Here is a 15,319-nt window from a genome sequence, read left to right as displayed (position 1 = left end):
GTCACTTAAAGTGTCGCGGGATGGAGCAGCCCGGTAGCTCGTCAGGCTCATAACCTGAAGGTCGCAGGTTCAAATCCTGCTCCCGCAACCAGCGTCGCAGAACCGCCCGTAGCACCAACGCTGCGGGCGTTCTGCTTTGTACCGAGCGCCAAAAGACCCGCCAACTCTCCAACAAGTTCTATGGTAAGCCGTCCGTCATTGGGTGAAAGCCGAATCTCCGATAGCAACCCACGAATGATTGACGTCGCTTCAGTCTTCGTAGCCGGGCTGTTCAACGCATCGCTCAAGTCGGCCACCTTTTCTTTGTAAAGATCAGCGAGACCGGGATGCAAAAGAACGGGTTGCTTCCGAAACGAAGCGGACAGTTCTGCTTCCAACTCTTTCTTGCGAACTTCGAGATTATCCATCTTCGCCTTCAAACTGGGATGGAACATACCTTCTGCAATAGCATCAACGATCTTTTCGATTTGCTTGGTGGTCTTGGCCAGTTCTTGTTCGGTATTAGTTTTGCTTTTTGAAATCTCGGCAGTCAGACGATTGAACTCCGTTTGGTACGCTGACACAAACTCAGAGATCAGGTCCGGATGCAGCAGTTGGTCCTTGAGACCCGTGAGCACACGGGTTTCCAAATCTTCCCGCTTTATAGTCAGCCGGTTGTTGCAAGTGCCTTTGTTGCGAGAGTTGGCGCAGCCAAAATGGGACTTGCCAACAATGGTGTATCCCCCGCCACATGCGCCACACTTCAAGAGACCTGAAAACAGATGTTTGGCGCGGTGCGCGCGTTCTGGGCGGTTGACGCCATTGCTGATGACAGCACTGCGGGTAGCTGTCTGACGGTCTTTGACTTGGGACCACAGGTTGTCTGAGATAATGCGAAGATCAGGTACTTCTTCAATGACCCATTCTTCGGGAGGGTTCGGTCGCGCTTGTCGCTTGCCGGTGTCGGGGTCTTTCACAAAGCGTTGGCGGTTCCAGACGAGACGACCAATGTAGAGTTCGTTATTGAGAATGCCGGTGCCCCGCCGCCAGTTCCCGTAGATTGTGGACGCGCCCCAGCCTGCACTCCGAGGGCCAGAAACACCCTCGTTGTTCAACGCTCCTGCTATGGCGCGAGGACTGCGTCCATTCGCGTACTCCGCAAATACGCGGCGAACAATGGTAGCTTCCTCTTCATTGATGGCTCGCTCGCCAGTGGACATCTGTCCGTCTGGGTTGAAATTACGTACGACATCGTAGCCGTAGGTGATCCCACCGGCTGATTTGCCTTTGCGCACACGCCCCTCAAGTCCGCGATGGGTCTTCTGAGCCAGGTCTTTCAAGAACAGGCTGCTCATGGTGCCTTTGAGACCGATATGGAGTTCGGAAATCTCTCCTTCAGCCACAGTAACAATCGGGATGCCCTGAAACCGCATCTGCTTGAAGAAGGCGGCGATATGTTCCTGATCCCGGCTAATGCGGTCGAGACCTTCAGCCACAACGACGTCGAACACATTGGACCGCGCGTCTTCCAGCAATCGCTGGTAGCCGGGGCGGAGATGCGACGCTCCGCTCAGCCCCCGGTCGGAATAGGTCTTCGCCTCCTGCCAGTCATTGCCATTGATCAAGCGTAGACACAGCCGATGTTGGTCCTCAATGGAGGCGTCACTTTGAAGATCGGTGGAGTAGCGGGCGTAGATTGCGGCGCGCATGGATCGGGCCTTTCGGACTTAGAAACTGGTTGGCCCATCCCATTATAGGCATGGATTGGGCGGTGTCTTCCACTTTCGATTGCAACCCGTTGCAATGAAAAATGCCTTGATCATAGGTATTTGACCGAACCTAAGATCGACGGGTGGGCGCGAAAGCCTACCGTTTGCGACCCAAGGACTTCATCTTTGCCTGCAAGAGAGATTGGTAGTCGTCACAGGCAGACAGTCCGGTGGCACGGTTGTAGTGCTTCTGGGACATGTCCAACGTGGCATGCCCGAGGATGTCCCGGATGATGTTGACATATTCCGGGTCCGTCTCGGCGATGCTGGTCGCTGCAATGTGCCGAAACTTGTGTGTGCGCAATTCTATCCCAAGCAGACGTTTGACGACCTTGGGCAACTCACGCGACAGGCCATCGGGCGTGATCGGGTCGCCATACTGATTGATCCAGAGCGCATTGGATGACTTAGGTCCGAGAAGGACCGGACGATGAATATCCAGATAGGATACCATCGGTTGCACCAGAACTTTGGGCAGAGGAAACCACCGCGCTTTTTTGTCCTTAGTGTTTTCCGCCGAAAGATGAACTTCGAACCCTTCGGAGGTTTTGCGCAGATGCTGATCCGATGTCAGCGCCAGCAACGTGCGGCGACGCACAGGACGCGAGATCAGAAAGGCGATCATCAAACCTGCGCGAAAGTGAATTGCTCGCTTCAGATCACTAAGGGACGGATCATCGTCCACATCTTCAAGCCGCTGCAAACTTTTGTTCAGAACGTCACCTGCAATTACCGGAACCGGCTTCGGCAGGCTTTTGCGGTCCGCCAGATGTACCAGGCGATTGGACAGTTTGTTCAACCAGTCCCAATCTCCCGACGGGTCCATGGACTTTGCAAGAACATAGAGATCGCAGATCATGTTCTTGAGAGTCATTGCGTTCACACGCGCCTTTGCTTCTTCCAGAAATCCACGCACGGCATCTTTGGCAATGCGATCCGTCGGGGATTGATCAAAATGGGCAGGCTGATGACGTGTGACCCACGACAGCCAGTATCCATAGCTTTGGCGTCGTTTGATGCGGCTGCCTTCGGACCAGCTCGCACAGGGGCCTGTACCGTCAAAGATGTCACCTTCCGCGAACAGTGCCTCCCAGGCGGTTTTGTCCGCCTGGGGCCAGTCTTGATAAAGAAGAACAAGCGGAATGGGATTAGTCATTGGACGTCCCCCGGATCTTCGAAAGTACCACCTCGTCATAGTGATCATGCGCCCACTGGTTACTAAGCGAGGCATAAAAATCCATCGTCGTCTGAAGCCGTTTATGTTTGAGCAGGCGGCGGACGGTCTCGAAGTCACCGGGGCGTTCTTCGAGATAGAGCTTGGCCGCGATGTGCCGGAACAGATGCGGGTTAACCTTCAGGCCGGTCTCTCGTAAGACACGCTGGGTGAGTTCACCACCAAAGTTGCTGGGCGCACGAGGCTTTCCATCGCTGCTGCGTGGGAACAGGGCACGCCCACCCGCCTGCGACACCTGCGGACGGAATTGCATGATATAGCGGTGCAGAAGTTTGGAACTGCGAGTGTTCAGTTTGACCTCAATAGGCTCCCCATTCTTAACCTCGATCCCTTCGATACGGATGGAATAATAGGTGTGCGTCCCCGAGCGGGCAGGGATCAAATGTTTGTCCAAGTCAAGGTCCGCGAGGTTTTTGACACGCATGGGACAACTCAAGAGGATGGTCAGTGCCGCAGCGTGCATCGCCACCAATGCGCTGTCGCGCCGGGTCGGATTGTCATCCGCCCGTGCCATCAGCGTATCTGGAAGGCTCAACAACAAGGCCACGTTCTCCCAATCGTTGAACTGGGCGAGGCGTTCCGCGTTTTTGGGGCTCATACCGCGCGGGTTTACGGCGATCCGCTTGTGAATGTCTTTGAGCGCCTTAAGGACGTCTTCGGGTACGTTCAGGTGATGCCGTGCAATGGCGATACACGTTGCTGCAACATTGCTCAGCCCGGACGGCGGACCATCGGTCCCACGCCGGTCGATGATGGTTAGGAATGCCGTTTTGAGATTAGGCACCGTGACCAGTTCCGACAGGCTAACGAAGTGTTCCGGGCTCTGTCCGGCAGATACCAGCGCGTCGAGCATCTGCCGCAGATGGGCTTCGGTGTTGCGCAGGCTGGTCTGACGCAGCGGTTTGTCGGGCCCGTCATCGCTGAACAGATCACGTTGCGCCAAGCGGTCGATATAGGCTTTGATCTCTGCTTGCAGGCTTTCCGGGTAGTCCGTCAGCGGGCGGGCCACATAGCGGTCCGACGACAAGCGGTCCAGCCGGGGAAGATCGAGACCGTGTTTGTCAATCACGTGATTCCATGTATCGATCATGGACTGAATGTACTTGGCCGGTTCATTCTTCAGCAGCACTGTGTCGAGGGCCGTCAGAAACGCCTGAACCACTTCGCCACCAATGTCCTTGGGCGAGATCGACCGGGCACTGCAATAGCGTGCAAACCGCATCAAGCCCCAAACCTGATGGGTGGATTGCACAGTCGTCAAAAACGCGCCCCACTCGGGGGTCGGTTTAGATTTGGCTTCAAAATCCTGCAACACCCCGACCGCACGCAGGGCACTGGCCAGATCGCTTTTGGTGGTGCTGAGGGTGTTGGGCTTCACCCCGCAGGCGGCGGGATGCAACGATGCCAGCAGTTTGCGCAGTTGCGGGATATCTGTCGGGATGTCTGATGGAGGGCGGTTCATGTAAGTACTGATGCGCGAGATCGCGGACAGCTTGGAACGTTGACGTTTCTTGTCGGGGTCTGGATTGGACTTCAGAACGTCCAGAACCTCGGCCAGCGTTGCTGGTAGCTGGATCTCTCGGTGATGTGTCATGATAAACCTCTTCGGTTTTGAAATTGGGGACAAAAGGGGACATTTGAGGACAGGCAGACCCATGGCGGCCCTCTTGCGGACATTCGGGAAACCAAAGGCGTGAATTTAAACCCGAAATCCATGACCCCGTTTTCCCGACCACCGGAAAAGCCGATGAGTATGAGGGATTTAGAGAACATGGGCCGCAGCCTGATTGCCGCATTGCTTGGCAAGGGCGTACAGATCAATGCGGGCAACGCGCCAATCGCGACCCAATCGGGTGGCAGGCAGGTCACCAGATTTGATCCAACGGCGAACGGTCTTGGTGCTGACGCGGAACAGCGCCGCGACATCGCGCACGCTGAGATAGGCGGCATCCTCTGTGACCGGCAGATCAACCATGATCCACCTCTCGATCTTCGTCGTTGCAACGGGTTGCAAAATCCGACCGAGCCGCTTCGCGCGCCAGAAGGCGTACGAGCGCAATCAGAGGTTCGGGGATATCAAGAATGGGCGGTTTACCCGAGGGAGCAGAAGACGAACACGTCATCGATACGTTCCTTTTAAAGGAACCGCTCGAAGCAATGGTCGCGATGTTTTGGTTCAGGAGTGCATTCCAGACGACAAAACACTGACCTCAAACGAGATCAGGATCATTGCCATCGAGTGCGTCGAGGACGAAGTGCCGTCCTGTCCAATCCCAATATTGGCGGCCCAGCCATCACGGCTGGTAAGTTGAAAGTCCTTGAAGCGTAAGGGCAGTTGCTTGCCTGTCAAGGACGCACGGTGTGGTTACCTCACGGTTACCAATACTGAGATCAGGTCCGACTTCTACATGTGTAACACAATGAAATTGTTAAATTTTATCGGTTTTGACTTTGGATGGTTATCCGGACGTGATAGTCTCAAGCGCAAGGGTGCCGGGTGAGTGCCCGGATACCTCCTCTCTCTGACAAGCGACGAGGCCACTCCAGTCGGCAGACGCCGATATGTGTCATCCCGGCACCCGAACTCTTCAGTACAACTGACAACAAGTTCAGTCCCAGCCCCGCTTGACGGCTCCAGACAGCATCACGGTGATCTTCTCCCCTATCGTTTGATCGGGATTGCGTTTGAACATGAACACCTTGCTGAACCCGCGCCGTGTACCTTGGCCCCGACTGTGCTGGATACGATAGCCTTGGCTAACGCGTTCGCGGACCTCTTTTACCAATTCGTGGTCATTGATCTTCAAATCCCGGATCGCGTCTTCTTTCAACCGACGTTCACCTAGCCGACCATCCAAGCTGGTGGGGCGACGGAAATACTCCGAAACCTGAAGCAGTATTTGGTTCGCGCGTGGCCGCAAATGAGAAGGCAGGAGACCAACGCAGTGCAGGTACGCAGCCCGGTCCCGAATGTCATCGCGCAACTTTTGGCAATTGCCCAAATCGCTGACGAACCTCCCGTAGAGTTGAGGCTTGTCCACCGGTGGTGTCCGTTTCCGGGGAACAAAATCGAAGGGCGGTTTTGGGGCGCGCGGGTCAAATGTCATATCAGCCTCCGTTCGAGCGACATCGCAAAATAATTGCGAATAATCATGGGTGTAGTACACATCATGCACTTTGAATGTTTCGACATTACACGGGGTAAAGTCGCTGTCCACAGAAAAATGAGACTTATAAGTCGTGGTCGTATAGGACTCATTAGTCGATCCATCGAACCCGATGGATGTACGCAAACGCATAGGCTGGAACTTGAGAAGAATGCGGAAGGAAAAACGCATTACTCAAGAGGACTTTGCAACAGACAGCGGGTTTGATCGTGGGTACATCAGTGGTGTTGAAAGAGGTGTACGAAATCCTTCGGCGCTAGTTTTGGAACGACTCGCGCAAGCCCTTAATGTGGACGTGGCAGAGTTCTTCGATCTTCGAAAGGCGGAAGACTTCAAGCAATCGGTTTAGGCCCAATTGAGCCAAACCAATGTCTATTAGCGTCTGAAACGGGTCCCCATGGCCTCCTCGCAAAGCAATTTTATTCGGAGACTCTGGTTGCGCCACAAACCAGTAGATCTTTACTTCTCGGCGCTGTAGTGTCATGTCAATTTCGGAGGTGCAGCGCATGCGGGCAATAGACTTGTATAGTGGTATAGGCGGATGGTCTTGCGGTCTGCAGTTGTGTGGCATCCAAATTGTAAAGTCCTACGAACTTGACAAGTTTGCCATCAAAACTAATCGGCTGAATTCAAGACATGACTGCGTTCAGTGTGATATTCTGCAGTTGCAGTTGGGCGATCTACCAGAAAACATTGATTTAGTTGTCGGCAGCCCTCCGTGTACTCAATTTTCGTTTTCAAATCGTGGTGGGCAAGGAGATCTTCAGAAGGGTCTCGAGCATATCAGGAAATTCTTGGAAGTAGTCGACTACCTCAAACCGCGTTGGTGGGTGATGGAGAATGTGCCTCGAACCATCAAAATCGTGAAAGAATGTTTTGAGGAGGGCGGTGCATTTCATGATTACGCTCACTTGCAGCCTAAGTTCTTTGTGGCAAAAGCCGAACTTTTTGGCACACCTCAACGCCGTAGGCGAGCATTAATAGGAAATCTCGACTTCGCTTCCTTGGTGAATCTAGAGCGCCAAACGGTCACCACACTCGGTGACGTAATCGATGCGATTTCGGGAGGCCAAAAAACCATTCAGGATCCCGTCTATGGCATCAAGATTTGCCGATCAGATGTTTCCGATTTAAGGCTCGAAGAGTGTTTGGACGCCGAAGAAGAACGGATCAATCGGTCCCTTAAAACGTCGCACCATATTTACAACAAAATGAGCTTTCCGGACGACGAGACAGTACCTTCCCGTACTTTGACAGCGACTTGTACTCGCGTTTCTCGAGAAAGTATTATCGTACGTGATCGAAGCGACAGTAAGCGCTTTCGTCGACTATCAGTTAGAGAGCGAGCATGTTTGCAGGGCTTCCCAATAACCTATGAGTTTTGTGCGAACTCCTATGCTGGAAAAATAAAGCAAATCGGAAATGCTATTCCGCCAACTTTGAGTTTTTCCATTGGTTGTCTGGTAACTGACACGAATACAGACTTAGAAGGTCTGAGCCAAGACAGCAATTTCTTGGACTCAATTGCCAGCGAACAGCGCCCGAGTGAGTATGAATTTGATCGTAAGCGCATTTACCCACCCCATCGACATTATCGCTTTGCAATAGATGAATTTAATTTTGGCAGTGGGGTGCGCTTCGAGTTAACAAACAGAGGCACAGACACTCCGGGCGAACTATGGAAGTGCAATTTCTGGTTCGGTACCGCTAAGCGAATTCTTGAGCTTCCGCTTGATCAGAATCTGGTTTCCCATCTGGATGAAGCACTAGGTGAAGTCGACCGTTCCCCTGTATTGGCGTTAGAGAGAGATTTGAAGAACCTTGATGGAGCGTCCCTACAGCGCGTTTGGGCGCATCGCGGCCCCGCAGAGCTACATCCGTTTCAACTCTCTGACAACTTAATGAAGATTGGGATGCGAATGCAGCACGCGATAGAAAACTCAAGCGTGCGTAAACTGGACCTGCTTGAAGGAATCTTACAAGGATTCGGACCCGATCCAGATTACTCCATCAACACAGCGGGAAAGCTCGCAAAAAATGCGAGCAAACTGCTTGGTGCATTTTTTATTTTTGGTAAGTTTAACGTTTTGACCGTGCCATCTTCAAAACACCAAAACGAAAACCAAAGAATGAAAACGCTTTTGAGACCCTAATCGTCTTCTTGGAACATTTTCTTGAACAAACCAAAACTCTCTTCAGGAATCTGCTTCATAATTCGGACTAGCTTTGCATCGCCTGTATTCTTCACTCGCTCTCTGACTTTGCCAGCCATTTGTTCTCCTTCAATTACGTCTTCTTCATCGATGTCTAGGCCACGAACAATAGCGCCAGTCCGCAACGCGTCATCCAATGTCAGGACAAACGAAGTCTCAAAGGTCTCACCGCAATGCTGACATTCGCGGGCACTTAGGCGATTTAGTCCACCACAACTTGCACAGGGTTTGAATTTTGCGATCGCTTGAGGAAACTCATGGCCACAAACTTCACAAAACTTGTCCCCCAAAGCGCATTCTGTGGTGCAAGACGGGCATTTTTTCGTTTTGACCTTTCCCGTATCGACACGTTTGCCGGGCGACATTTCCTCTTCTATTCGCCGGGCATATTCTTCAAAAACGTTGAAAGAAGGCATAACGACATAGGCACGAGTATCATCGTCCGCTCCATTGCTACGAACCACTCGACCGATTGCTTGCCTAAATGACAGTTCCGTCATTGCCTTTGGTAGGTAGATCAATACCCTCAATCGGGTGATGTCGACTCCCTCTGCAATCATGCCGACCGACACGATCCAACGCTTATCAGTGTGACGGAATGCCTCGATCTTGTTTTCGGCATTGGGAACTTGAGAATGAACTAGGATCGGAGTCTCCCCCTCAACAAGTTCGATTAGCTTCATCATGTATTCCGCCATCGGGATGGACGGAGCAATGACCAAGCCACCGGCGTTAGGCATCCTATAGCGCAGGTCCGACAACTTTGAACTCGCCCAATCGAGCATAGTGCCTTGGTAACCATCCGCACGAGGTGTGACGTCGTCTTCATCATACTGCGGGGCGCACGCAAGGCGATAGAAGTCCAGAGCCCTTTGAAGGCCCGGAATACGTTTCATAGTCGGGGTCAGTTCTGCTGGCGTTTGGCTCGTAACGCTAACTTGCTCTCCATCTTCAAGGTCAACGGTGAAGATGCCTTCGTGCCGATGGAAGGTCGCAGGACGGCAATACTCCAAATCCACCGCTTCGCCATATGATAGCGTGTAAGAACCTTCTTCTGGATGATCTATTGCTCCCTGATCGTCATATGCCATCCAGACAGAACCTTTAGCATCAGAGCGGATAGGTGTGCCTGTTAGGACCAATACAAAACGAGCAGCAGCGAACGCTGAGTCTGCACTATCGCCCCAGGCTGCCGATACCGCTGCGTGATGGTGTTCGTCACAAATGACCAACACTCTGGAATTTTGACACACGGTTTGGAAGGCGTCTTGCAGACCTTGAATGGCCCCCCATGTCGCGCAAACATCCATCTCGATGTCGGAATCTGCGCCAGTGACTTTGGCCATGAACCGACCGGTGATCTGGCGAAAATCCTTGCCCCATTGATTTACGACTTCAACCCTCGGGGCGATCACTATTACTCGGTCGATTTCACCGAGTTCGAACAGTTTCTGAGCAATTGCGCAAGCGGCCTTGGTCTTGCCGGCTCCTGGTGCAGCATTTATCAAGAAATGCTTGTCTTCTCTCGTTTCGAGAAGCCACTTTAAGCACTTCTGCAACGCCTGCTCTTGCCAATCCCGTAGTCGAAGCAACTTATTCCCTTTCTTCAAATTACACTTGGGGCAAAGCGCTTGCCCATTAATTACAGTGGTTTTTCCCCCTTTAGAGTAGGGGATTACGTGATCCGCATGGAAGTCATTGCCTAACCTGACGCCACAATTTCTGCATCTCCCTCCAGCCAGAAGTTTCAGTATGAACCGTTGTCTTGCACTGAAGTGACGTCTCACTTGCTAACCCGGTACTCCGTTAGCTTTATTTCTCTAATGGGGAGATTTTTGGGGGGCTTGAAAACAGCGAATTCGTTTACCCTAACCATAGCGGTTGCATATGGTATCGGTTTTGAGTCCACGACCCAGCCTTGTTTTCTCATCTCGTAGACGAGTTCTGGCAGGTTCGAAACGCCAAATAGAATCAGTGCTTCTAGCCTAGTCAGCGGCTTGCCTTCAAGAAGGTGATCTTTAGCGGCTTGGTTTAAGCCCGAACTAGTTGATGCGGCCATTGCTCCCCCAAGTATTTCTTTACAGCACGTTCGACGCTCAACCTTTTCTCTTTGGTTTCGTTGGCAAATGCGTCGGCGAACTCCATTTCAAAAAACAAAACAGCCCATCCTCCATCTTTCATCGCTTTGTCGACGGGCATGCTTTCAATTGTCGGTCTAAACCTAGGGGTTCCGAACCGACCGTCTTTTTCCTCAGGTTCTTGATTGTAGGTTCTGAAGATGACATGCGCCAGGCGTATCAAATCTGCGGCCGGAACATCCGGACCAGCAGCCCTACGCAGTTCTTTAAAAATCACGCGGATTTTGTCGCTCTTACGAGCAGGAACGGACATCTACAACCTTCAAATCAAATCACTAAACCCATTCCTCTAACGTGTGCGCTACAACTGGAAATTGCAACAACCTCTTGTAAAAGTTTCGCAATAATCTCCATCCCGATTGATACGAAAACCTCTGATCAAGGCTGCCGCACTCGGCTTTTGCTACAACTGTCCTTCTCAGAAAGTACCGGCCATCTAGTACAAAGGCAAAGTTCTCGTCGACCTGATTGATGAAGGAGATAAATCGAGCCGGTCAGCGGGTTTTGAGGCAGAGAATGTCAAACTCACGCCTAAACCAAACACCTCAATTTCGTTCGGCAACGGTGGTTGCGTACTCCCGCAACCATTACAGTCGAACGCAGTGTCAGACGAGCCGCCTCAGGGCGGCTTTGTTCGTTCTGAGATGCTCCCAACGCAAGCAAACCTGCCAACTCTCCAACAAGTTCAATCGCATACTTTCCATCATCTGGGATCAACCTGATCTCCGATAGACAGCTGCGAATGATGGATGTCGTTTTCGCTTGAGATGACGGATCGCGCAAACGAGATCAGGATCATTGCCATCGAGTGTGTCAAGGACGATGAGTCGTCCTATTTCCTCCCAATGATTGCGGCCCAGCCATCACGGCTGGTGGGTTGATAGTACTCTTAACCTGTGAGCCGTTGCTTGCCTGTCAAGGGCAGCACGGCGTGGTTACCTCACGGTTACCACTACTGAGATCAGGCCCGACTTCTACACGTTTAACTCAATGAAGTTATTTAAATTTTGTCTGTTTTGACTTTGGGTGGTTATCCGGACGTGATAGTCTCAAGCGCAAGGGTGCCGGGTGAGTGCCTGGATACCTCCTCTCTCTGACAAGCGACGAGGCCACTCCGGTCGGTTAACGCCGATACGTGTCAACCCGGCCCCGATCTCTTCTGCGCAACTGACAACAGGTTCAGTCCCAGCCCCGCTTGACCGCACCGGACAGCATTACGGTGATCTTCTCTCTTATCGTTTGATCGGGATTGCGTTTGAACATGAAGATCTTGCTGAATCCGCACCGTGTTCAAAGACCGCGACTGTGCTGGATACGGTAGCCATGGCTCACGCGTTCGCGGACTTCTTTTACCATGTCGTGGTCGTTGATCTTCAAATCCCGGATCGCGTCTTCTTTCAACCGACGTCTAACCCGTTCGGCAACTGCGCCTTCAAGTAGTAGTTGTGCTTCCGGCACAAACAGCGCACATCCTTTGACATTTGGCGCGAGTTCTTGTTGGCTTCATTAATCCGGGATTGGCTTCGCGTTAACCGGCCTGCCAGAACCGTAGAGAATTGAAGGGCCCGTTGCCGATGCTTACATTAAAGTCATGGCTCGAATCTCTGAAGTTGGAAAAATACCTCGACGTGATGGAAGCCAATTCCATTGATTTAGACGTCATCGGAGAGCTTTCTGAGCAGGATTTCGCAAGCCTTGGCATCGCGCTTGGCGATAGCAAACGACTTCTCAAAGCGATGAGGGCGCTGCCGGAGGAGAGGGAAGACCCCGACGTTGCCGGTTTTCAGGAATCCGCCTCCGCCTTCGAAATCGCGACAGAACGGCCGCGAAGGTCCATCGGCGAGTTGCGTCAGATGACGATCATGTTCGTTGATTTGGTCAACTCGACAGGGCTCGTGCAGGAACTGGGGATCGAGCAGTATCGAGACTCGCTCAAGGCCTTTCAGAACCTCTGTGCCGAAGCGATCAAAGAGAATTTCGGCTATGTCGCTCAATTCGTCGGTGACGGGGTGGTTGCCTACTTCGGTCACCCGGTAGCCAACGAAGATGATGCAGAGCGCGCAGTGCTCACGGCACTTGCAATCATCGAAAAAGTGAGCGTGATCCCTGTTCCCCCGCTAGAAAAACTGTCCGTGCGCATTGGCATAGCGACCGGCGATGTTCTGCTCGAAGACATTATGCACGGCACACAACAGGTCGACAGTTTCGTGCTGGGGGATATCCCCAACCTCGCCGCCCGCCTTCAGGCGCTGGCCGATCCTGGGCAAATTGCCATATCTGGGCGGACGCGGCGGCTTTTGGGGTACAACTTCCGCTGCACTTCGATCGGCAAACACCAACTGAAAGGATTTTCGCGCCCTGTAAGTGTTTGGCTGGTCAAAGAATCTCGAAAGACAGAGCTACGCTTCGAGAAGCGGATGCACGGCGCGCTAACCCCCCTGATTGGACGTGAAGGCGAATTCAACTTGCTGCGCAGACGCTGGAACGCCGCCTGCCGTGGCGAAGGACAGGCAATATTTCTCTCTGGCGAGGCGGGGCTCGGAAAGTCGCGTCTAGCAGAGGAAATACAGCAAACGCTCGTTCTCCCCATGGGCCAGAGGCTCAGCTTCCAGTGCTCACCCTACCATGAAAACAGCTCGTTCTTTCCAATAAAGTCACATATCATCAATGCTGTCGGCCTTAAGGAAAACGACACTCTCAAAGAGCGTGAATCCAAACTGAAAACGTTTCTGGAAGAGCGCGGCAACGCCTCCGACGAAGTGACCTCACTGTTTTCCAACCTGCTTTCTTTCGGTGCGCCGGAGCAACGCCCGCCTGTGGCGCCCGAAGAGATTAAAACGCGCACTTTTGAGATCCTGCAAAACTACGTCGAACGCGCCTCGCTCAAAAAACCTGTCTTTATCCTCTTCGAAGACCTGCAATGGATCGATCCCTCTTCCGAAGAGTTGCTCAACAACCTGCTGGAGCGAATCGGCAATCTGCGGGTCATGGTACTGGGCACCTACCGCCCTGAATACACACCAAGGTGGTCGAACCTGCCCAAGGTCACCACATTGTCGTTGCCCAGTTTGGGCACGCGCGAAACAGCACAGCTACTCGAAGCACTGATGAGCGACGGAATGGCACTGAACGGGCTTATGGAAACCATCATCACCCGCTCGGAAGGCGTACCGCTCTTTGTTGAGGAAATGGTGAGTATGCTGGCCCGCTCCGCGGGTTCAATCCGGCCGGACGGCCATTTGAAACAAGAAACACTATTCCCGTCGAACTTGAAGGACCTGCTCCGGGTCCGGCTCGACCATCTGAGCGTCGCACCGGACACGATTTCAATTTGTGCCGCTCTGGGGCAGGGCTTTACGAGTGATCTCGTCGCCGCCGTTGCTGGGCGACCGGTCGATGAAATCCTGTCAGAGCTTCAAAACCTCGCACGCGCACAGACCATGGTGGAGAAATTTGAAGGAGGCGAAAGCAGTTTTTCTTTCCGCCATGCCCTGATCAGCGATGTCGCCTACGAGGCGATCTTACCACAACAGGCAAGGAGTCTTCACCTCCGCATTGCCGAAACCATGGTAGCGCGTTTTGCGAACCTTTGCGCACGTCAGCCCGAAATTCTGGCGCTACACTACAAAAAGGCGGAACAATTCGACGCTGCGCGGGATCGGTGGCACGAAGCTGCCAAGCTGAGCCTGCGCAACTATGCCAGCAACGAAGCAATTGCCCAGATGAGCGCCGCGATCGAGGCGCACGACAGGCTTGAGCACCACGAAACGTCCGACCAGATCGAGATCAAATTGCGCCAGTCTCTCGCCGTCGCCCTTGAAATGCGCAGCTGGGGCTCGCCCGACATCACAAGAAATCTGGAAAAGCTGATCGCGCTTAACGAGAAAAGTGGCGATCACGAAGTGGCTTTTACCAACCTCCACCAGCTCATAGGTGAACACTTGATCGGTGGCCGCCCCGATGCCGCCTGGCCGTATTGCGAACAAATGACTGACATGCTGGCCGATGACCCCAATGCCGCTTTGCACACTTTAAGCGAACACAATAGCGGCTTGGCTTCGCTGCTTAGGGGCGAATTCGACCAGGCGATTTCTCATCTGGACCGTGCAATTGAACATCGCGCCCAGTGCGACTTGAGCGAAATCAACCGATTCTATCCAGCGGATACGGAAATTGTCGATATGGTGATGCGCTGCTGGGCACGTACTCTGCAGGACCCTGAAGATGACAAGGTGCGCTCGGAACTGGAGCAGGCGATAGCCAAAACCCGCGCCGAACGCAGCGAATTCTCTCGCTGTTACGCGTTGAGCATTATCGCGTCCATTTACTGTACCTACGGTGAGCCCGCACCCTGTCTAGAATTTGCCAAGGAAGCGTACGAAACCAGCAAAAGAAAGAAATTCAAGTATTGGGAACACTGGTCCGCCGTACTTGTGGGATGGGCCGAGACCAGATGTGGCGAAGCAACGGGTGTCAAGACCCTACGGGACGGGCTTGAAAAATATGTGGAGACAGGATCGGGTCAGATCGTTGCCTTCTCGCACAGCCTGCTTGCGGATGCCTTGCTCCATCAGGGCGATCCGGAAGAAGCCACCGTGGAAATGTCCAAAGCCCGTGAGATTCTTGCGGTCTCCTCCATCAGGTTCCATGAACGGTTGACCGATACAATCGAAAAGAAGATTAAGGCCCATCCCGCCGTTTGACCACGCTGCACCCTGCACCCCGAAATCCCGTTCACAGTCCACATTTTCCCGCAAACCGGGGGAATTCTTAGATTTTTTAAACCGAACGTGCTACGGTTCCGGCATTACTCGAATTT

The 15,319-nt window shown here is 52.9% G+C and carries 12 protein-coding genes and 1 tRNA gene; 4 read left to right on the top strand and 9 right to left on the bottom strand.

Annotated elements, in window-relative coordinates; genetic code table 11:
- Positions 1–14 precede the first annotated feature (14 nt).
- Positions 15–91: transfer RNA gene (locus ACRZ96_RS20655), tRNA-Met, on the top strand.
- Here ACRZ96_RS20655 and ACRZ96_RS20650 read toward each other — a convergent pair.
- The 6 genes from ACRZ96_RS20650 to ACRZ96_RS20625 form a co-directional block, all read right to left on the bottom strand.
- Positions 48–1,688: a recombinase family protein gene (locus ACRZ96_RS20650; protein WP_480815051.1), complete on the bottom strand. Its 1,641-nt coding sequence runs from the start codon at positions 1,686–1,688 to the stop codon at positions 48–50. The two genes, ACRZ96_RS20655 and ACRZ96_RS20650, sit on opposite strands and share 44 nt — an antisense overlap.
- A gap of 157 nt (positions 1,689–1,845) precedes the next feature.
- Positions 1,846–2,904 (bottom strand): tyrosine-type recombinase/integrase, encoded by a 1,059-nt coding sequence (locus ACRZ96_RS20645; protein ID WP_480815050.1) that lies wholly within the window; start codon positions 2,902–2,904, stop codon positions 1,846–1,848.
- On the bottom strand, positions 2,897–4,576 hold the full coding sequence (locus ACRZ96_RS20640) for a site-specific integrase (RefSeq protein ID WP_480815049.1): 1,680 nt from the start codon (positions 4,574–4,576) through the stop codon (positions 2,897–2,899). The genes ACRZ96_RS20645 and ACRZ96_RS20640 overlap by 8 nt, the downstream gene beginning before the upstream one ends.
- Positions 4,577–4,744: 168 nt before the next feature.
- Positions 4,745–4,957, bottom strand: coding sequence for a helix-turn-helix domain-containing protein (locus tag ACRZ96_RS20635; protein ID WP_480815048.1), 213 nt, complete (start codon positions 4,955–4,957; stop codon positions 4,745–4,747).
- The gene (locus tag ACRZ96_RS20630) at positions 4,950–5,105 is read right to left on the bottom strand and encodes a hypothetical protein (RefSeq protein WP_480815047.1); all 156 of its coding nucleotides are present in this window, start codon (positions 5,103–5,105) and stop codon (positions 4,950–4,952) included. Before ACRZ96_RS20630 ends, ACRZ96_RS20635 begins: the two co-directional genes overlap by 8 nt.
- Before the next feature lie 486 nt (positions 5,106–5,591).
- Positions 5,592–6,320 carry a hypothetical protein gene (locus tag ACRZ96_RS20625; RefSeq protein WP_480815052.1) on the bottom strand — a complete coding sequence of 243 codons (729 nt, stop codon included), beginning with the start codon at positions 6,318–6,320 and terminating at the stop codon, positions 5,592–5,594.
- On the opposite strand from ACRZ96_RS20625, the gene ACRZ96_RS20620 reads away from it, so the two are divergent.
- Together ACRZ96_RS20620 and ACRZ96_RS20615 are read left to right on the top strand one after the other, a co-directional pair.
- Entirely contained in the window at positions 6,262–6,498 is a 237-nt protein-coding gene (locus ACRZ96_RS20620) for a helix-turn-helix domain-containing protein (protein ID WP_480815046.1), read from the top strand. The genes ACRZ96_RS20625 and ACRZ96_RS20620 overlap by 59 nt on opposite strands.
- 157 nt (positions 6,499–6,655) lie before the next feature.
- Positions 6,656–8,302, top strand: a complete 1,647-nt coding sequence (locus ACRZ96_RS20615) for a DNA cytosine methyltransferase (protein ID WP_480815045.1) — start codon at positions 6,656–6,658, stop codon at positions 8,300–8,302.
- Here the strand turns inward: ACRZ96_RS20615 and ACRZ96_RS20610 are convergent.
- The 3 genes from ACRZ96_RS20610 to ACRZ96_RS20600 are packed head-to-tail and all read right to left on the bottom strand — an operon-like array spanning position 8,299 to position 10,753.
- Complete coding sequence (locus ACRZ96_RS20610; RefSeq protein WP_480815044.1) at positions 8,299–10,149, bottom strand: DEAD/DEAH box helicase family protein; 1,851 nt, start codon at positions 10,147–10,149, stop codon at positions 8,299–8,301. The two genes, ACRZ96_RS20615 and ACRZ96_RS20610, sit on opposite strands and share 4 nt — an antisense overlap.
- Positions 10,146–10,421, bottom strand: a complete 276-nt coding sequence (locus ACRZ96_RS20605) for a helix-turn-helix domain-containing protein (RefSeq protein ID WP_480815043.1) — start codon at positions 10,419–10,421, stop codon at positions 10,146–10,148. Before ACRZ96_RS20605 ends, ACRZ96_RS20610 begins: the two co-directional genes overlap by 4 nt.
- Positions 10,394–10,753 carry a hypothetical protein gene (locus ACRZ96_RS20600; RefSeq protein WP_480815042.1) on the bottom strand — a complete coding sequence of 120 codons (360 nt, stop codon included), beginning with the start codon at positions 10,751–10,753 and terminating at the stop codon, positions 10,394–10,396. The genes ACRZ96_RS20605 and ACRZ96_RS20600 overlap by 28 nt, the downstream gene beginning before the upstream one ends.
- A 1,321-nt stretch (positions 10,754–12,074) precedes the next feature.
- On the opposite strand from ACRZ96_RS20600, the gene ACRZ96_RS20595 reads away from it, so the two are divergent.
- The gene (locus tag ACRZ96_RS20595) at positions 12,075–15,203 is read left to right on the top strand and encodes an adenylate/guanylate cyclase domain-containing protein (protein WP_480815041.1); all 3,129 of its coding nucleotides are present in this window, start codon (positions 12,075–12,077) and stop codon (positions 15,201–15,203) included.
- The last annotated feature ends 116 nt before the right edge of the window (positions 15,204–15,319 follow it).

It is taken from the genome of Ruegeria sp. CF1, from assembly GCF_056537445.1.
The sequence above is the reverse complement of the archived record's forward strand: the minus strand, read 5'-3'. Positions and strand labels throughout refer to the sequence as shown.